Genomic DNA, 16907 nt, shown 5'->3' with positions numbered 1-16907 from the left:
AGAAGACCCGAAACCGAGTGATCTAGCCATGGCCAGGCTGAAGGTGCGGTAACACGCACTGGAGGGCCGAACCCACGCCTGTTGAAAAAGTCGGGGATGAGCTGTGGCTAGGGGTGAAAGGCCAATCAAACTCGGAGATAGCTGGTTCTCCGCGAAATCTATTGAGGTAGATCGTCGTGTGTATGCCTTCGGGGGTAGAGCACTGGATGGGCTAGGGGGGCCCAAAGCCTTACCAAACCTAACCAAACTCCGAATACCGAAGTGTCTTGCACGGCAGACAGACGGTGGGTGCTAAGGTCCATCGTCGAGAGGGAAACAGCCCAGACCACCAGCTAAGGTCCCCAAATTGTGGCTAAGTGGGAAAGGATGTGGGAATTCCAAAACAACCAGGAGGTTGGCTTAGAAGCAGCCATCCTTTAAAGAAAGCGTAATAGCTCACTGGTCTAATAGAAATCCTGCGCCGAAAATGTAACGGGGCTAAAGCCACATACCGAAGCTGTGGGTGCATGGAAACATGCGCGGTAGCGGAGCGTTCCGTAGGCCTGTGAAGGGAGATGGGGTGACCCCTCCTGGAGGTATCGGAAGTGCGAATGCTGACATGAGTAGCGACAAACAGAGTGAGAAACTCTGTCGCCGAAAGTCCAAGGGTTCCTGCGCAAGGTTAATCCGCGCAGGGTGAGCCGGCCCCTAAGGCGAGGGCGAAAGCCGTAGTCGATGGGAAGGGGGTGAATATTCCTCCGCCTGCTGGAAGTGACGAATGCGAGATGTTGTCTGTCCTTATCGGATTGGGCAGGCTTTTTGAGCATTCCGGGAAATAGCTCCAGCGTATAGACCGTACCCTAAACCGACACAGGTGGACTGGTAGAGTATACCAAGGCGCTTGAGAGAACGATGTTGAAGGAACTAGGCAAATTACTCGCGTAACTTCGGGATAAGCGAGACCCGTATGTGGGCAACCATGTGCGGGTGGCACAAAAGAGGGGGTAGCGACTGTTTAGTAAAAACACAGGGCTCTGCGAAGTCGAGAGACGACGTATAGGGTCTGACGCCTGCCCGGTGCCGGAAGGTTAAGAGGAGAGGTGCAAGCCTTGAATTGAAGCCCCGGTAAACGGCGGCCGTAACTATAACGGTCCTAAGGTAGCGAAATTCCTTGTCGGGTAAGTTCCGACCTGCACGAATGGCGTAACGACTTCCCCACTGTCTCCAGCATCGGCTCAGCGAAATTGAATTCCCCGTGAAGATGCGGGGTACCCGCGGTCAGACGGAAAGACCCTATGAACCTTTACTGCAGCTTTGCAGTGGCATCAGAAGAGTGCTGTGTAGGATAGGCGGGAGGCATTGAAACCGGGGCGCTAGCTTCGGTGGAGCCAACCTTGAAATACCGCCCTGCGCGCTTTTGATGTCTAACCGCGGCCGGTTATCCCGGTCCGGGACCCTGCATGGTGGGCAGTTTGACTGGGGCGGTCGCCTCCTAAAGAGTAACGGAGGCGCGCGATGGTGGGCTCAAGCCGGTCGGACATCGGCTGTTGAGTGCAATGGCATAAGCCCGCCTGACTGCGAGAGCGACAGCTCGAGCAGAGACGAAAGTCGGCCATAGTGATCCGGTGGTTCCACGTGGAAGGGCCATCGCTCAACGGATAAAAGGTACTCTAGGGATAACAGGCTGATCTCCCCCAAGAGTCCACATCGACGGGGAGGTTTGGCACCTCGATGTCGGCTCATCACATCCTGGGGCTGGAGCAGGTCCCAAGGGTTCGGCTGTTCGCCGATTAAAGTGGTACGTGAGCTGGGTTTAGAACGTCGTGAGACAGTTCGGTCCCTATCTGCCGTGGGTGTTGGAGACTTGAGAGGATTTGTCCCTAGTACGAGAGGACCGGGATGAACATACCTCTGGTGCATCGGTTGTCACGCCAGTGGCACAGCCGAGTAGCTAAGTATGGACGGGATAACCGCTGAAAGCATCTAAGCGGGAAACCCACCTCAAAACTAGGTCTCCCCGAGGGTCGTGACAGACCATCACGTTGATAGGCCGGGTGTATAAGCGCGGTAACGCGCTCAGCTAACCGGTACTAATCACCCGATAGAACTTGAATATCTCAACCACCCCCACCATGCACAAACACCAACACAACTCACACAACACGCCAAATCCACACCAGCCCAGAAACAACGATAGGCTGGACGACCTGGTGGCCATTGCGGGGAGCCTGCACCCGATCCCATCCCGAACTCGGCCGTGAAAATCCCCAGCGCCCATGGTACTGTGCCTCAAGGCACGGGAGAGTAGGTCGCCGCCAGGTCCTCCAGCCTATCGTAACCTCATCCACCGCGGGGTGGAGCAGCCCGGTAGCTCGTCAGGCTCATAACCTGAAGGTCACAGGTTCAAATCCTGTCCCCGCAACCATCATGACTTGCGATCCATCAGAGCCCGTACCCGCAAGGGACGGGCTCTTTTGCTGTTTTCCAGCCGCCGCAATCGTCAGAATGCCTGCCAGATCGCCCCCAACGTCGATCTCGAGTAATCCGCCCGCCGGCGTCAACACGATCTCGGACACCAGTGAACGGATGACCTCGGCCGCCTGCGCTCGGGTTTCGTCTTGCTGGAGAGCCTCATGAAGTGCCGCAACTCGCTCGCGGTAAATCACGGCCATGCTCGGGTGCAGCACAGGCGGTGGTGTCTCGGCAGAAGCAAGAAATTCCTGTAGCTCCCGCTTGCGCCCTTCAAGTTGTTTCATTCGGGCGTGCAGAGCGTCAGCGGCACCATCATCCTTCAGGAAGCGATCTACCAATCGCTCAAGATCTCGCTCGATCCGCGGGATTTCTGATTGTGCAGCGTTGATGTTTGTGCTCGCCTCTATCCTCCGTTCATTCATACGTCGAGTGAACTCGTCGCAGAACACGGCAAATAGCTCCGGGTTCATCAGATGGTCTTTCAGCGCCGTCAGTACTCGGGCTTCGAGCTGGTTGCGCCGAATGTTCAGCCGATTGTCGCACGTGCCCTTGTTGCGCGCCGTCGAGCAGCCGACGAGATCGGCCGATACCATCGAATAGCCGCCGCCACAGCTGCCGCATTTGGTGAGGCCGGTGAGCAGGTACTTGCCCCGCTGGCGTTCATGCAGACGGTTGGAATCGCCGGTCTCACGGTCAGCCTTGACCGAGCGCTGCCGTGCCTTGGCTTGGTCCCATAAATCCTGGTCGATAATCCGTAGTTCGGGCACGTCCAGGGTGATCCATTCCGATTGCGGGTTCATCCGCGAGACCCGCTTGCCGGTATCAGGATCCTTGATGAACCGCTGCCGGTTCCAGACCAGCCGGCCGATATACATTTCGTTGTTGAGGATGCCATTGCCGCGCTTGAGGTTGCCGTTGATCGTGCTGAAACCCCAGTCGCCGCCACTGGGCGCTTTGATCCGGTCCCGGTTCAACTCCGTCGCGATGCGCTTGGGCGATTTGCCGCCGGCATAGTCCTCGAATATGCGGCGGATTATCGAGGATTCAGCCTCGTTGATCGTCCGATCGCCCCGTACCGGGTCGCCATTAGCAGCGAACTTCTTGACCACGTCGTAGCCGTAGGCATTGCCACCGCCGGACTTGCCGTGCTCGACCCGGCCACGCAGGCCGCGCCGCACTTTGTCGGCCAAATCCTTGAGGAACAGGGCGTTCATCGTGCCCTTCAGGCCGATATGCAAGTGAGTGACATCGCCCTCCGAAAGGGTGACGATGCGCACGCCGCCGAACTGCATGCGCTTGAACAGACCGGCGATATCTTCCTGATCGCGTGAAAGCCGGTCCATCGCCTCGGCAAGGACGATCTCGAACCGGCCGCGCGTCGCGTCCTGGATCAGTTCCTGGATGCCCGGCCGAAGCAGGGATGCGCCAGAGATCGCCCGATCGGTGTAGCTATCGACGATCGTCCAGCTCTGCTTTTCGGCGTGCAACCGGCACAGCCGCAACTGGTCCTCGATCGAGGTATCGCGCTGGTTCTCCGACGAATAGCGGGCATACAAGGCGACCTTCGGCATGAGCCTCCTTCTCAGCGCCGCGACAGATGATCCTCTATCGGCGCCGTCGTCTCATCATAATACGCATCGGCCGCCTGTCTAGCGAGTAATCGCACCATCGCGACCAGCCGTGGGTCCAGCCCCGTGCCATCTGGCGTAAAGCGCAGCCCGTCGTGTGGCGACCCGTCAGGTATTGGTAGGGGAACGATCTTGGCTTCCATTGCTGTCAAACCGCACTGCTACGCGAAATCAACATTCTACTCAGTAGGGTGGCCATGGGACGCGGGGGAGATGCTGATGCTGTCCATCGCGCGAATGCTGACGATTGGTGCTTTTATCGAAATATTTGCGGCAAATACTTGCGCGCGCGCCGGCCAGCGCGCGCATGAGGAGATTGGAGGGCAAGATCTTGGCGGTGACCCATGAGTCGCGGCGTCGAGTTGAGATGGCTTCAGGGTCGGCGATACGCAGGTTTGCCCAGACGGCGGGTTTCGTCGCGCAAACGACGGCGTGGCCAGGTTTTGAGAGGGAGAGTGCCGAGCGGTTTTCCGCGACGGGCATGTAGGCTGAGAGAGAGGCTCTTGGCCGGCCTGTCGCGGAGAAGTCCCATGAACCAAAGTGTTGTTCCCCAGAGCCGTAGTAGCGCGCCCAGCCCGGCCATCGGCAAGACTCCCCTCTCGAGTGTGACGGGTGCCTATAAGGTCGATATCTCGCGTGGCGAGCGCATCGGCCGGGTGTCATCCGAGTGGTTTTCCCGGCCTGACGACGAGCGTTACCTCTCGCTGAGCGCCCTCTACGGTGCTGTTCGCGCGCGGGCGGACCGCGCCACCGCGCGCACCGTCGAGACCCGAAACCTGCGTGTCGAGGCGAGCCGCGACGATGCCGAGCGGATGTCCTTGATCGTGCCCGGCCGCGACGAGCCGGTCGCACCAACCCATTGGTCGTTCGGCCAGATGTGCAGCCTGGTGGGGGCGCCCGCTGGATATCTGCGTCAGCTGCCGGCGCCGCTGGCCGGCATCAACATGCAGCATGGGCTGCTCTCGCACCGGGCGGAGATGATCAAGACTTTGGAGGTGGAGGATGGCCGGGTTGAGTTGCGCGCCGTCACCGGGCCGGATTATGGCCGCATCTGGGATCATGAGCTGATTTCAGCCGTCATGCGGATTGCCGGCGACGGCACCGGCGATACGCGCTGGAAAGTGCCAGGTCTGCTCGATTGGTCGAGCATGACCCATAACCCCTACGTCGAGGTGACCAAGGACACCACCACCCTGTATGCCAGCGACCGCGACGTGTTCCTGTTTCTGGTGGACGACACCAACCCGATCGAGGCCGGCCGCCTGCCGAATGGCGATCCGGATCTCTACTTCCGAGGCTTCTATTGCTGGAACAGCGAGGTCGGCTCGAAGACGCTCGGCATCGCCTCGTTCTATCTCCGCGCGGTGTGCATGAATCGCAATTTGTGGGGCGTGGAAGGCTTCGAGGAGATCAGCATCCGGCATAGTAAATTTGCCGCCCACCGGTTCGCCCATCAAGCTGCACCCGCGCTGGAACGCTTCGCTACCTCTTCCCCGGCGCCTTTCGTCGCCGGCATTCGGGCCGCACACGAAGCGATCATTGCCCGAAAAGATGAGGATCGAGACGCCTTCCTCCGCAAGTACGGCTTCAGCAAGACGGAGACGGCGAAGGTCATCGCCACGGTTCTCGACGAAGAAGGCCGACCTCCCGAGAGCGTGTTTGATTTCGTGCAGGGCATCACCGCGCTCGCCCGCTCCAAGCCGAATCAGGACACAAGGCTGGAGCTTGAGGGCAAGGCCAAGATTTTGCTGGAGCGTGCCGCCTGATTGACGTGAAGCCGAGAAGCCGCATCCTGGTTCTACGACTGTCTGCTCTGGCATTTTCATGCTTTCTGACTTCATTCCTGCGGCCCGCGCTTTCTGGCCGCTGACGATGGCGTCGAGGCATCGTTGACTAACCAGGACGATTCAGACCCGGCGTCACTGTGGCGGAATGATCCTCGCCTCGCGGGGCAGCTTCGGCCGTCCCGCACCCGTTTCCATTTCCCATCCAACCCCATTCAAAAAGCCTGGCCCGTACTGGACTTTTTGCATTTCTGGAGATAAGAACATGGCCAACTATCACACGCCTACCGTCATTCAGCCGACGATTCCGGACGTGGACATGACGCCGCTGGAACGTCTTCTGCTCTCCCATATCTTCAGTGCCGAACCCGATGGCGACGGATTGTATTTCTATGCCGATGAATGTCCGGCCGACATGATCTGGATAAACCGTTCTGAACTCAAAACCGCTCTGGCCGCGTCCAAAGCGGCCGACAGCGACGCAAATGCCTACATCGCGGAGCAACTTTCAGAAGCATCCACGGACGAGGACGAGATCGAGCTGGATCTCAGCATGACATCGTGGAAGTTTCTGTTCAAAAGCATCGTGAAGCGCTCGCTCACGCTTCGTTATATCACGGCGGTCTCGGCCTTCACCTGTAGCCGGATGCGGCCGGACGGATGGGGCGGCATGGCGATATTTATCACCGCCGATGGCATCAAAGGTCAATCGACGAACGACTTCCTCGAAGATTGCCTTGCCGAGATCGAGACCGGCACTGCGGATGAAACGCACAACCTTTCCGTCAACAACGGCGAACATTCGGCCGGTTCGTAGACGATAGCCGAACGCGGACGCCGCAAGCATCAGGCGGTGAGCACGTTGACCTTCCGGCGTGCCGCCGCCGCCAGCAGTGCGGCATCGCAGGACGCCAGCGGCGCGCTTTTGCGGACGGCCAGTTCGAGATAGGCGGCGTCGTAAAGCGTCAGATTTTCCTCCCGCGACAGGGTTCGCGTCGCACCCCAGGCATGGCTGTCGGTTTCCTCGTCGCTCTTGATTGCGAGGCGTCCAAGCCGCGTCAGCGACCGGCCGGCATAGGCTTCGTCGCAACGGCCGCGCCTGACCGCATTGCGCAACACATTGGCAACCTCGAGCCGCCACAGCGAAGGCACGATCGCGCCCTCGGCGACCACACGGCGCATCACCGCATGAGCAGCTTGGGTCCGCTCATCGTCGAACAGCCAGGCGATGGTCATGGACGCGTCGAGCACAAGACTCATCCACGCCGTCCATCGTCCAGCAAGTCCCGAATGGAAACGCCACCGAGGGAATGGCGGCGGCTCTCGGCGATGATTTCCTCAGCCGCGCTCTCCGCGTCCTGGCGCGCCTGAGCATGCGCCGCCCGCCGGTGGACGACGATGTCGCCGTCCAGCGTTTCAATCTCCACCTTTTCGCCGTCGGTCAGGCCCGCCATACGCGCGACGTCCATGGGGACGCGAATGGCAAGGTTCTTTCCCCATTTTCCAACAACTGTGTGCGACATTGTCGATTCTCCTCGTGGGATAGTCTGTCATATCCCTGGCCCGGACGCAACGCCCGGATTGGTTTGATCTCGGCCACAATGTGACAGGACGGGAGGACGTCGGGGGAGGCCGGTGCGATCAAGACCGCGGTCAGCCGGGTTCGCCCGACCGGCTCTCCCACCACCCGCCGTCGGGAGAGCCAGAGTGCGGTCGGCGTTCCGTGACGGGTCGACAGATCAGGGAGAGTGGCTCCCGGTGGCTCCGTCATGGAGACAGATCATGCAAGCCGGATCAAACAATTCTGACGATCACCGCTACGACGACCTGATCGCCCGGGCACTGGCGACCGAGGGTGGTCATCTTTCGATCGGCCGGGGTGGGTTTATCCTCTGGTACGACGATGGCGCCCGGCTCTCCGGCTATGATGCCGAGCCGATCAAGGCCGCCTGTATCGAAGCGGGGTTAACTGTGATCGATAGCCGCAGGCTCGATTTCGCCGCCGTGGTACGGCTGGCGCTGCATGGACCGATGATTGCTGTCGGCATACCGCCCGATCCGCCGCCGCACGGTGCGTTCAGCTACGCGCCGTTGGGCGTGATTGCCGCCGCCTATCGTGCCGCCGGTGCCGAAGTGTTCAATCTCCCGGATGGACCGGCGGAGGATCACGGTGGTGATCGCGGGGTTTGAGGCCGTCATCGAGGGAGAGGGCGGACCGAAGATTCGTGACGGTGCGATAGGTTGGGAGAGTGGCTTCCAGCCGCCCGTCGCGGAGTTATCGACATGGCTAAAACCGTTCAGAAGATCACCCTCAGCGCGTCGCGCGACATCCCCTTCAACCAGCTGGTGCTCAGCCAGGCCAATGTCCGGCGGATCAAAGCAGGCGTATCGATCGAGGAGCTGGCTCTGGATATCGCCCGGCGCAGCCTGCTGCAGAGCCTGACCGTGCGGCCGGTGCTCGACGCCGATGGCGCGGAGACCGGCATGTTCGAGATCCCGGCCGGCGGGCGTCGCTTTCGGGCGCTGGAATTGCTGGTCAAGCAGAAGCGGCTTGGCCGTACCGCGCCCATTCCGTGCGTGGTGCGTACCGAGGGCACGGCCGAGGAGGACAGCCTCGCCGAGAACGTCCAGCGCGCGCCGCTGCACCCGCTCGATCAGTTCCGCGCCTTCCTCACCCTGCGGGAGAAGGGGCTGAGCGAGGAGGAGATCGCGGCGGCGTTTTTCGTCGCGGTCACAGTGGTGAAGCAGCGGCTGCGGCTTGCCGCCGTCTCGCCCAAACTGCTCGATGTCTATGCGGAGGACGGCATGACGCTCGACCAGTTGATGGCCTTCACCGTCAGCCCCGATCACGAACGCCAGGAGCAGGTCTGGGAGGCGATCCAGCGCTCCTATAACAAGGAGCCGTATCAGATCCGCCGGCTGCTGACAGAGGGTGCGGTGCGCAGTTCCGATAAGCGGGCGCAATATGCCGGTGCCGCCTACGCTGCCGCGGGGGGTGCGGTCATGCGGGATCTGTTCCAGCCGGACGAAGGCGGCTGGTTGCAGGATGCCGGGTTGCTGCAGCGCGTGGCCTGCGAGACGTTGGAGCACGATGCGACCGTGATCCGTGCTGAGGGCTGGAAGTGGGTCGAGGTCGCGATCGACTTCCCGTATGGCCATACCTACGGGCTGCGGCTGATTGCTGGTGAGCAGCCGCCCCTGACCGAGGCAGAAGGTGCAAAGATCGAGGCATTGCGGGCCGAAGCCGAACAGCTCGAGGAAGCCCATGCGAATCAAGACGAATTGCCGGAAGCGGTCGAGCGGCGCTTGAACGAAATCGAGACCGCGCTGATCGCGATCGAGGCACGCCCGGTGATCTACGATGCAGCCGATATCGCGCGTGCCGGTGCCTTTGTCAGCATCGACGGGTCCGGGCGGTTGCGTGTCGAGCGCGGTTATGTTCGTGCTGAGGACGAGCCGCCGGTCGCCGAGCCGGAGCTGTCCGATCCTGACGGCGACAGCTTCTCATCTGGCGACACCCGGCAAGAGGCCGACGACGATGAAGGGGCGGGCTCTCAACATGGACCGCATTCCGATGCGGCGCATGCGGCGCCAAGGGGTGACGGTGCCACATCACAACTCGAAGCGCCGGAGGAAGACGAGGGTATTCGTCCCATCCCGGACAGATTGCTGACCGAACTCACCGCCTATCGCACGCTCGCGCTGCGTGACGTGCTCGGCGCCGATCCGGCAACAGCCTTCCTTGCTTTGCTACACGTCCTCTGCCTCAAGCTTTTCTATCGCTACGGTTCTGATTCCTGCCTGGAGATCGAGCCGAAGAGCGTGATGTTCGGCAATCATGCGCCAGGGCTGACCGACACGCCCTTAGCGGCTCGGGTCGATGCGCGGCACCGCAGCTGGGCCGAGCAACTGCCGGAGGACGCCGGCACGTTGTGGGACGCGCTGCTGGCTTTCGATACCGACAGCCGCGAGGCGCTGTTCGCCCATTGCGTGTCACTGACCGTCAATGCGGTAAATGAGGCCTGGAGCCGCCGGCCCAAGGCGATCGCACACGCCGACCGGCTGGCGGACGCGGTGTCACTCGACATGGTCGCGACCGGAGGCTGGGAACCCACCGTCGATAACTTCCTTGGCCGAGTGACCAAGGCGCGTATCCTGGAAGCGGTGCGGGAGGTGAGGGGCGATGCCCTCGCACAGTCGATCGACCACCTGAAGAAGGGCGAGATGGCGGTTCGGGCGGAAGAGCTTCTGGCCGGAACGGGCTGGTTGCCGGAGCCGCTGCGCGCGCCCGGCTGGCAAATGCCTGCTATGATCGTGGAGCAGATTACCGAAACCACCGAGGTGATTGCCACCACCACGATGGCAGTTGAACCTTCGTCGGTTGGGGACATGGAAACGTCCGTCGATCCGGTGGAGATCGGATCCGACACCGTGATGATCCCGGCGGACGACCACGTGATCGCCGCCGAATAAGCCCAAGCGCCTAGCCAGCCACCGAGGGACCCGTCGATTGTGACGGGTCCCTTTCGTTTTGAATGCCAGGACCATGTCGATGTCAGCATCCGAACTGGCGCGCCGCCTTGCGCGCAACGCCGAGACGGTCTGCCGCTACTATCTTTCCAATCGCCATCGCGAGGGTCGCTATTGGCTGGTGGGCGACGTCGCCAACACGCCGGGCCGCAGCCTGTTCGTCCGCCTGACCGGACCAGAACGCGGCAAGGGTGCCGCCGGCAATTGGACCGACGGATCCACGTCTCAGCATGGCGATCTGCTTGACCTCATCGCCTTGAACCGTGGCCTCGATCGGTTCCGCGACGTGCTCGACGAGGCGCGATCATTCCTGAGCCTGCCGCGCGATAACCCTGCTGATCGACCCTTCGGGCACGTGTCATCCCGAGCAACGCGGGGATCAGCCGACGCGGCACGCCGGCTGTTTGCCATGGCGCAGCCGATTGCCGGTACCATCGCCGAGACGTATCTGCGCCGGCGTGGCATCACGGCTTTCCATGGAATCGACGCCGTTCGCTTCCACCCAAGCTGCTACTATCGGCCACACGCCGAAGCACCAGCCGAGATTTGGCCGGCGTTGATCGCCGCCGTCACCGATCTCGACGGCAAGCTCACCGGCGCGCACCGCACCTGGCTCGATCCCACCGGCTTTGGCAAGGCGCCGGTCGTAACCCCACGACGCGCGATGGGCCATCTTCTTGGTCACGGCGTCCGGTTCGGTATGGCGAACGATGTCATGGCGGCCGGCGAAGGCATTGAGACGATGCTGTCGCTCCGATGCGTTCTGCCCAAACTGCCGATGGTCGCGTGCCTATCGGCCAATCATCTTGCCGCCCTGGTTCTGCCATTCACGGTTCGTCGCCTCTATATCGCGCGCGACAATGACAAGGCGGGCCGTCATGCGGCGATCCGACTGCGCGACCGGGCCAGATCGGCCGGGATCGAGGTGCGGATTCTCTGGCCGGTGACCAACGACTTTAACGCCGACCTGCGCCGGTTCGGCGCAGACGCTCTGCGGGCACGGCTATGGGCCCAGCTTGCCCCGGAGGATGCCGCGCGCTTTGCATCGGTTGACTCCGGAACCGGGCCTTCAGCGTGAATAGGCTGATCATTGCCGTGCCAGGAGCTGGTCGCCAGTGCCGCCTGTCCTGCGTCCGGGAGTGGGCCGTGCCCTCGGCCTTCTGAGAGCGGCGATCGGGCCAGAGCCGGGCCGGAGCTGCAACGGCGGCCGGCGACTATTTTCCGCCGCGGCCCGGCATCGGCGCCAACGAGACGCAACATCTCACATCGGCCGCTTTGCATCGCGAGGCAAAATAGCCGCCGCCCGCCGTCCTCCGCTGCGCTTCGGTCGAAGGCGGTGCAGCCCCGGCCCGCCCCCGGCCAAAGCATCGCCGTGAAGGCCGCGATGGGCGCGGCCACCCGAACAAGGACACCGATCATGGCGACCAATCCGCTTCCCCAGCACGACGAACACGAGCCAGCTCACGCTGCATCGCCGACCGCCCGGCTTCTCGACGAATTGCAGCTTTACGGACATCGACCCTTCCAGGACGAACCGGACCCGCGCCCATTGCCCGAAGCCTGCCAACTCGAAGGCGCACTTGCCGATATTTTCGACGCGTTGGTCACCAGTTTTACCGACACGCGTCTCGAACCCGACCTCGCCGATCTGCTCTGGTCGCAGGTCAATCTGTTCCACCGGACGGCTGACCGCGTGCAACGCGCCCTCGACACCAATGAGGACCATCAACGCCGTAGCCAGCAAAACCAGGATGGCTCGGAAATCCGCTCGGTCGAGCTGGAACGCCTGCTCGCCGAGGGGCTGACTCTAATCGAGCGACGCAACGCCTTCGAATTCCTCCGCGACGCCGCAGCCAACCTCTTCGAGCGCCACACCGGATCAACCTGGCGCCCGCGCGCCGGATCGATGGTCAACCACCGCACCCTGACCGCCGCGATGATCGACAGCCGGGACTTCATCGCAGCCAAACGCCGCGCCGAGACCGAAATTCTTCTTCCGGCCGGACCCCGCATCGCCTTCACCGGCGGGGTCGATTGCAACGATCACGACCGCATCTGGGCCGCTCTCGATCGTGTGCATCGCAAGCACGCCGACATGGTCCTGCTGCACGGCGGCAGCCCGCGGGGCGCAGAACGCATCGCCGCCTGCTGGGCCGATCACCGCAAGGTCACTCAGATCGCCTTCAAGCCCGAATGGGCCCGGCATAACAAGGCCGCACCATTCAAGCGCAATGACCGGATGCTGGAGGTGATGCCGATCGGGGTGATCGTCTTCCCCGGCTCCGGCATCTGCGAGAACCTCGCCGACAAGGCGCGCGTCCTCGGCATTCCAGTGTGGCGGTTCGGAGACGGCGGAGGCGGCTGAGGTTCCGCCTGCGAAATAGGTGAAGCGCCGCCCGCTCTCAATGAGAAGCAAGTCCTGCGGTCGCCGCCGACAGGAGTTTGGCCGTCATCGCAGGACGAAGTTGCTGAACCTTCGAATTTATAGCCGATCGACCGGGTGCGGTGCGGCGGCTTTGCGCTCGCTGTAACGATCGACCAGATAGGCGCTGCGATCGCGCAGCAGAAGCGTGAACCGGAGCAACTCCTCCATCACGTCGACCACCCGGTCGTAATAGGCCGAAGGCAGCATGCGGCCGGCTTCGTCGAACTGTTCATAGGCGCGGGCGACGCTGGACTGGTTCGGAATCACCACCATGCGCATCCAGCGGCCGAGCAAACGCAGCGTGTTCACCGCGTTGAAGCTCTGCGATCCGCCAGAAACCTGCATCACCGCAAGCACCCGGCCCTGGGTGGGGCGCACGGCACCTTCGGCCAGGGGAATCCAGTCGATCTGGTTTTTCATCACCCCGGTAATCGCGCCGTGCACCTCGGGACTGCACCAGACCTGCGCTTCGGACCAGAGTGAGAAGGCGCGAAGTTCCTGCACCTTCGGATGATCGACCGGTACGCTGTTGGCGACCGGCAGGTCGCGCGGATCGTAGATCCGGGTTTCGGCGCCCATCAGATCGAGCAGCCGGGCGGCTTCCTCGGTCGCGAAACGCGAATAGGAACGTTCACGCAGCGATCCATACAGAAGCAGCACGCGAGGCTTGTGGGTTGCGCGGGCGACGGGTTCGAGACGCTCCGGATCGGGTAAGAGCAACAAATCGCGGTGCAAGGCGGGAAATTCGCCGTCATCCATGGCCCACCGCTCCCACAACTGGTAGCCAGAGCGCAAGGGCCGCGAGTGTGGCGAGAAGCACCGGCGGTGTGATGACCAGCCCGATCCGCATATACTGGCCCCAGGTGATCCGCGTTCCCTTCTGGCTCAGCACGTGCAGCCAGAGCAGTGTGGCGAGACTGCCGATCGGGGTGAATTTCGGGCCGAGATCGCAGCCGATCACATTGGCATAGACCATCGCATCGTGGATGCCCGGTGACAGATGCCCCAATTGACCGATCGCGAGCGCGCCGACCAACACGCTCGGCATATTGTTCATGATCGAGGACAGCACGGCCGCCAGGATGCCGGTGCCGAGCGACGCCGCCCAGATGCCGTGGGCGGCGAAAGCCCGGAGTGCATCGGCAATGTAATTGGTCAGGCCCGCGTTGCGCAGCCCATAGACGACGAGATACATACCCAGGCTGAAAATCACGATCTGCCAGGGCGCGCCGCGCAGAACCCGGCGGATTTCGATGACCCTCCCCGATCCGCCGGCAAACCAGCGTCCGGCGATGGTGAGCAGCACGACGGCACCGGCGATGGTGACGAACGAGACCGGCACGCCGAGCGGCGCGGTGATGAAATACGCCGCGAGCAGCACCGCGAGCACCGGCCAGGCCGCGCGGAAAACCAGAGGATCGTGGATGGCCGACGAAGGCGCTTCCAGTGCTTCGATGGCATAGCGCCGGTTCGCCGCCCGGCGATACATGAGGCCGATCACGGCGAGCGTCGCGCCCAGCGAAACCAGATCGACCGGCACCATCACCACGGCATACCGGGTGAAGCCGATCCTGAAATAATTGGCGCTGACGATGTTGACCAGATTGGAAATCACCAGCGGCAGGCTGGTGGTATCGGCGACAAAGCCGGTCGCGATGATGAAGGCGAGTGCAGCGGCAGGCGGAAATTCAAGGCTCGTGAGAATCGCCACCACGATCGGCGTCAGCAGCAGTGCGGCGCCGTCATTGGCGAAGAACGCCGCGATGGCAAAGCCGAGCAGCACGATCAGCGGGAGCAGAACCCTCCCGCGTCCACGCCCCCAGCGCGCGACATGCAGGGCGGCCCAGCGGAAAAATCCGGCCTCGTCGAGCAGGAGCGAAATGATGATCAGGGCGACGAAGGTGAAGGTCGCGTTCCAGACGATATGCCAGACCGTCGGGATATTGCGCCAGTGAATCACCCCCAGGGCGAGATCGACGACGGCGCCGGCCATGGCGCTCCAGCCGATGCCGAGCCCGCGCGGCTGCCCGATGACGAACACAAGGGTTGCGACGAACACCGCAAGAGCAAGCATGGGGAGCCTCGAAAATGGAGGGTTAGCGGATGCGCCGACCGGCGGAATCGACCACGGCTTCACCGTCTTCCTTGGCGAAGCCAGCCCGTTGCGGCGCGGGCAGGATGTCGAGCACGGTCTCGGACGGGCGACAGAGTTTTACGCCCAACGGCGTGACCACGATCGGCCGGTTGATCAGGATCGGGTGCGCCATCATCGCGTCGAGCAGTGCGGCGTCGGGCAAGGCCGGGTTGGCAAGTCCGAGTTGGGCGTAGGGTGTATCTTTTTCCCGCAGCACGCTGCGCACCAGCACACCCATCCTGCCGATCAGGTCGATCAAGGTTTCGCGCGACGGCGGGGTTTTCAGATATTCGATGATCATCGGTTCGATGCCGGCGTTGCGGATCAGAGCGAGCACGTTGCGCGAGGTGCCGCAATCGGGATTATGGTAGATGATCACGCTCATGCCGCCGAGCCTTCGCCTTCGTTCGGCCCGATCCGGCCGATTTCCTGCACGCGGCGTTGGAGCGACGCCTGCTCCAGTTTGGCGAAGGGCAGGCTGGCGAAGAGTTTGATACGGGTTTCCAGCATCCGGAAGGCGGTCCGGAATGCCGTCATGCGTTCGAGATCGGTTCCGGTCACGGAAGCTGGATCGGGTACGCCCCAATGCGCCGTCATCGGTTGTCCCGGCCAAACCGGGCACGTTTCGCCGGCTGCATCATCGCAGACGGTGAACACGAAATCCATCACCGGGGCGCCCGGCTGCGCGAATTCGTCCCAGGATTTCGAGCGAAGTCCTTCGATCGGTAGACCGGCTTCCTCAAGCATGGCCAGCGCGCCTGTATGGACTTCGCCTTTCGGATGGCTGCCGGCGGAAAAGCCGCGAAATTTGCCCATACCCCAGCGCTCGACCAGCTTCTCGGCCAATATGCTGCGGGCGGAATTACCGGTGCAGAGAAACAGCACGTTGAGTGGCTGGTTGGTCACGCCGATTCTGCCTTCGCGCGTATCGCTTTCTGCTTCGCCGAGGGGCGTGCGGGATCGCAGGCCGGGCCGCAGATGGATATCCCCTGACCGCAGCAGTTCTCGACGAGAAATCCTACCAGCGTGTTCATCGCTGTAAAGTCGGCGGCATAGATGACGTGCCGGCTGGCGCGCCGCTGGCTGATCAGTCCGGCATTGCGCAGTGCCTGGACATGGAAGGTGAACGAGGACGGAACCAGGCCGAGCTTTTCGGCGATGTCTCCCGCCGCAATACCCGCGGGACCGGCCTCGACAAGGAGTCGATACGCCGCCAGCCGGTGCTCATGGGCGAGAGCGGACAGGGCTGCAACCATCCAGGCAGGATCTTTTTTAGGGGTCCAAGGCATCGTTATTTCCATAATTATCGTAAGGTCACTGACCTAGAGCCGCCGGCCCAACTGCGTCAAGCCAATCGTGCCGTTTGAATTATAAAATTTTCTTGACGGTTTGTAGATCATGATTCTATAAAAGTCGTAATATCAAAGAACAAGGGAGGCATGCCAGTGAAAGTGTCACGACGAGGCTTCATACGGACATCTGCTGTGGCGGGCGCTGTTGCCAATCCAATGCTTGCCAAGGCCGGCATGGTGATGGCGGACGGCAAGCACTGGCCATCAGTCAAGGCCGGCAACATCAATCAGCTCAGCCCCGGCAAGCCGGTGTCATTTCATTACCCCGACGCTGCATCACCCGCCTGGTTGTTGAAGCTCTCCGAGCCGGCCTACGAAGGTGCAGGTTCATCGGGCGATGTCGTCGCCTTCTCCGGCATCTGCACGCATATGGGGTGCCCCGTGGCTTTCAAGGACGGCCGGTTCGTGTGCCCGTGCCATCTCTCGATGTTCGACCCGGCACGGAACGGCGTCCCCTATCAGGGATTGGCGTCAGATTATCTGCCGCAGATCGAACTCAGGATCGACAGTGCGGGCGATATCCACGCCGAGCGGATGTCCGGCCTGATCTGGGGCCGTACCAGCGACGCTGCCTGAACGAGAAACTCCAAAAATCCAAGGGAT

General features: G+C 62.1%; 16 protein-coding genes, 1 tRNA gene and 2 rRNA genes (1 of these 19 only partly in view). 11 read left to right on the top strand and 8 right to left on the bottom strand.

Annotation, left to right across the window (positions count from 1 at the left end; genetic code table 11):
* From ACMV_RS13305 to ACMV_RS13295, 3 genes are all read left to right on the top strand, one after another.
* Nucleotides 1-2094 (top strand): 23S ribosomal RNA (locus ACMV_RS13305); it begins 644 nt to the left of the window's first position.
* A gap of 91 nt (nt 2095-2185) precedes the next feature.
* Nucleotides 2186-2300: ribosomal RNA gene (rrf, locus tag ACMV_RS13300) — 5S ribosomal RNA — on the top strand.
* A gap of 27 nt (nt 2301-2327) precedes the next feature.
* Nucleotides 2328-2404: transfer RNA gene (locus ACMV_RS13295), tRNA-Met, on the top strand.
* On the opposite strand, the gene ACMV_RS20000 is transcribed toward ACMV_RS13295, so the two are convergent.
* Complete coding sequence (locus ACMV_RS20000; RefSeq protein WP_013640772.1) at nt 2361-4022, bottom strand: recombinase family protein; 1662 nt, start codon at nt 4020-4022, stop codon at nt 2361-2363. The two genes, ACMV_RS13295 and ACMV_RS20000, sit on opposite strands and share 44 nt — an antisense overlap.
* Nucleotides 4023-4298: 276 nt before the next feature.
* Between ACMV_RS20000 and ACMV_RS21835 the strand changes: the two genes are divergently transcribed.
* The 3 genes from ACMV_RS21835 (at nt 4299) to ACMV_RS13265 (ending at nt 6680) form a co-directional block, all read left to right on the top strand.
* A complete protein-coding gene (locus tag ACMV_RS21835) occupies nt 4299-4427 on the top strand; it encodes a hypothetical protein (protein WP_262313073.1) in 129 nt (42 codons plus the stop codon).
* 182 nt (nt 4428-4609) lie between these two features.
* Nucleotides 4610-5845 (top strand): DUF932 domain-containing protein, encoded by a 1236-nt coding sequence (locus ACMV_RS13270; RefSeq protein WP_231844423.1) that lies wholly within the window; start codon nt 4610-4612, stop codon nt 5843-5845.
* 283 nt (nt 5846-6128) lie between these two features.
* The gene (locus tag ACMV_RS13265) at nt 6129-6680 is read left to right on the top strand and encodes a hypothetical protein (protein WP_013640770.1); all 552 of its coding nucleotides are present in this window, start codon (nt 6129-6131) and stop codon (nt 6678-6680) included.
* A gap of 29 nt (nt 6681-6709) precedes the next feature.
* On the opposite strand, the gene ACMV_RS13260 is transcribed toward ACMV_RS13265, so the two are convergent.
* Nucleotides 6710-7123: a type II toxin-antitoxin system VapC family toxin gene (locus ACMV_RS13260; RefSeq protein WP_013640769.1), complete on the bottom strand. Its 414-nt coding sequence runs from the start codon at nt 7121-7123 to the stop codon at nt 6710-6712.
* Complete coding sequence (locus ACMV_RS13255) at nt 7120-7386, bottom strand: AbrB/MazE/SpoVT family DNA-binding domain-containing protein (RefSeq protein WP_081479258.1); 267 nt, start codon at nt 7384-7386, stop codon at nt 7120-7122. The genes ACMV_RS13260 and ACMV_RS13255 overlap by 4 nt, the downstream gene beginning before the upstream one ends.
* 259 nt (nt 7387-7645) lie before the next feature.
* Between ACMV_RS13255 and ACMV_RS13250 the strand changes: the two genes are divergently transcribed.
* The 4 genes from ACMV_RS13250 (at nt 7646) to ACMV_RS13235 (ending at nt 12758) form a co-directional block, all read left to right on the top strand.
* Nucleotides 7646-8053 carry a hypothetical protein gene (locus ACMV_RS13250; protein ID WP_013640768.1) on the top strand — a complete coding sequence of 136 codons (408 nt, stop codon included), beginning with the start codon at nt 7646-7648 and terminating at the stop codon, nt 8051-8053.
* A 93-nt stretch (nt 8054-8146) separates the two neighbouring features.
* Nucleotides 8147-10336, top strand: coding sequence for a ParB/RepB/Spo0J family partition protein (locus tag ACMV_RS13245; protein ID WP_013640767.1), 2190 nt, complete (start codon nt 8147-8149; stop codon nt 10334-10336).
* Between the two features lie 73 nt (nt 10337-10409).
* Entirely contained in the window at nt 10410-11471 is a 1062-nt protein-coding gene (locus ACMV_RS13240; protein WP_013640766.1) for a DUF7146 domain-containing protein, read from the top strand.
* Between the two features lie 306 nt (nt 11472-11777).
* The gene (locus tag ACMV_RS13235; protein ID WP_231844422.1) at nt 11778-12758 is read left to right on the top strand and encodes a DUF2493 domain-containing protein; all 981 of its coding nucleotides are present in this window, start codon (nt 11778-11780) and stop codon (nt 12756-12758) included.
* A 117-nt stretch (nt 12759-12875) separates the two neighbouring features.
* Here the strand turns inward: ACMV_RS13235 and arsH are convergent, their stop codons facing one another.
* Genes arsH through ACMV_RS13210 form a run of 5 tightly spaced genes read right to left on the bottom strand, consistent with a single transcriptional unit; the run spans nt 12876 to nt 16253 of the window.
* Nucleotides 12876-13577: an arsenical resistance protein ArsH gene (arsH, locus tag ACMV_RS13230; protein ID WP_013640764.1), complete on the bottom strand. Its 702-nt coding sequence runs from the start codon at nt 13575-13577 to the stop codon at nt 12876-12878.
* On the bottom strand, nt 13570-14892 hold the full coding sequence (locus tag ACMV_RS13225) for an arsenic transporter (RefSeq protein WP_013640763.1): 1323 nt from the start codon (nt 14890-14892) through the stop codon (nt 13570-13572). Before ACMV_RS13225 ends, arsH begins: the two co-directional genes overlap by 8 nt.
* Nucleotides 14893-14914: 22 nt before the next feature.
* On the bottom strand, nt 14915-15337 hold the full coding sequence (gene arsC / locus ACMV_RS13220; RefSeq protein ID WP_013640762.1) for an arsenate reductase (glutaredoxin): 423 nt from the start codon (nt 15335-15337) through the stop codon (nt 14915-14917).
* Nucleotides 15334-15858: an arsenate reductase ArsC gene (locus ACMV_RS13215; RefSeq protein ID WP_013640761.1), complete on the bottom strand. Its 525-nt coding sequence runs from the start codon at nt 15856-15858 to the stop codon at nt 15334-15336. Before ACMV_RS13215 ends, arsC begins: the two co-directional genes overlap by 4 nt.
* The gene (locus ACMV_RS13210; protein WP_231844421.1) at nt 15855-16253 is read right to left on the bottom strand and encodes an ArsR/SmtB family transcription factor; all 399 of its coding nucleotides are present in this window, start codon (nt 16251-16253) and stop codon (nt 15855-15857) included. The genes ACMV_RS13215 and ACMV_RS13210 overlap by 4 nt, the downstream gene beginning before the upstream one ends.
* Nucleotides 16254-16391: 138 nt before the next feature.
* On the opposite strand from ACMV_RS13210, the gene ACMV_RS13205 reads away from it, so the two are divergent.
* The gene (locus tag ACMV_RS13205; protein ID WP_013640759.1) at nt 16392-16880 is read left to right on the top strand and encodes an arsenate reductase (azurin) small subunit; all 489 of its coding nucleotides are present in this window, start codon (nt 16392-16394) and stop codon (nt 16878-16880) included.
* Nucleotides 16881-16907: the final 27 nt, after the last annotated feature.

The sequence above is a fragment of the Acidiphilium multivorum AIU301 genome, from assembly GCF_000202835.1.
Taxonomy (GTDB): Bacteria; Pseudomonadota; Alphaproteobacteria; order Acetobacterales; family Acetobacteraceae; genus Acidiphilium; species Acidiphilium multivorum.
The sequence above is the reverse complement of the archived record's forward strand: the minus strand, read 5'-3'. Positions and strand labels throughout refer to the sequence as shown.

Excerpts from the sequence above, each read along its gene's own strand:
- arsC (WP_013640762.1), bottom strand. The coding sequence starts at position 15,337 with ATGAGCGTGATCATCTACCATAATCCCGATTGCGGCACCTCGCGCAAC.
- ACMV_RS13250 (WP_013640768.1), top strand. The coding sequence starts at position 7,646 with ATGCAAGCCGGATCAAACAATTCTGACGATCACCGCTACGACGACCTG.
- ACMV_RS13235 (WP_231844422.1), top strand. The coding sequence starts at position 11,778 with ATGGGCGCGGCCACCCGAACAAGGACACCGATCATGGCGACCAATCCG.
- ACMV_RS21835 (WP_262313073.1), top strand. The coding sequence starts at position 4,299 with ATGCTGTCCATCGCGCGAATGCTGACGATTGGTGCTTTTATCGAAATA.
- ACMV_RS13265 (WP_013640770.1), top strand. The coding sequence starts at position 6,129 with ATGGCCAACTATCACACGCCTACCGTCATTCAGCCGACGATTCCGGAC.
- arsH (WP_013640764.1), bottom strand. The coding sequence starts at position 13,577 with ATGGATGACGGCGAATTTCCCGCCTTGCACCGCGATTTGTTGCTCTTA.
- ACMV_RS20000 (WP_013640772.1), bottom strand. The coding sequence starts at position 4,022 with ATGCCGAAGGTCGCCTTGTATGCCCGCTATTCGTCGGAGAACCAGCGC.
- ACMV_RS13240 (WP_013640766.1), top strand. The coding sequence starts at position 10,410 with ATGTCGATGTCAGCATCCGAACTGGCGCGCCGCCTTGCGCGCAACGCC.
- ACMV_RS13270 (WP_231844423.1), top strand. The coding sequence starts at position 4,610 with ATGAACCAAAGTGTTGTTCCCCAGAGCCGTAGTAGCGCGCCCAGCCCG.
- ACMV_RS13255 (WP_081479258.1), bottom strand. The coding sequence starts at position 7,386 with ATGTCGCACACAGTTGTTGGAAAATGGGGAAAGAACCTTGCCATTCGC.
- ACMV_RS13205 (WP_013640759.1), top strand. The coding sequence starts at position 16,392 with ATGCCAGTGAAAGTGTCACGACGAGGCTTCATACGGACATCTGCTGTG.
- ACMV_RS13210 (WP_231844421.1), bottom strand. The coding sequence starts at position 16,253 with ATGGAAATAACGATGCCTTGGACCCCTAAAAAAGATCCTGCCTGGATG.
- ACMV_RS13260 (WP_013640769.1), bottom strand. The coding sequence starts at position 7,123 with ATGAGTCTTGTGCTCGACGCGTCCATGACCATCGCCTGGCTGTTCGAC.
- ACMV_RS13225 (WP_013640763.1), bottom strand. The coding sequence starts at position 14,892 with ATGCTTGCTCTTGCGGTGTTCGTCGCAACCCTTGTGTTCGTCATCGGG.
- ACMV_RS13245 (WP_013640767.1), top strand. The coding sequence starts at position 8,147 with ATGGCTAAAACCGTTCAGAAGATCACCCTCAGCGCGTCGCGCGACATC.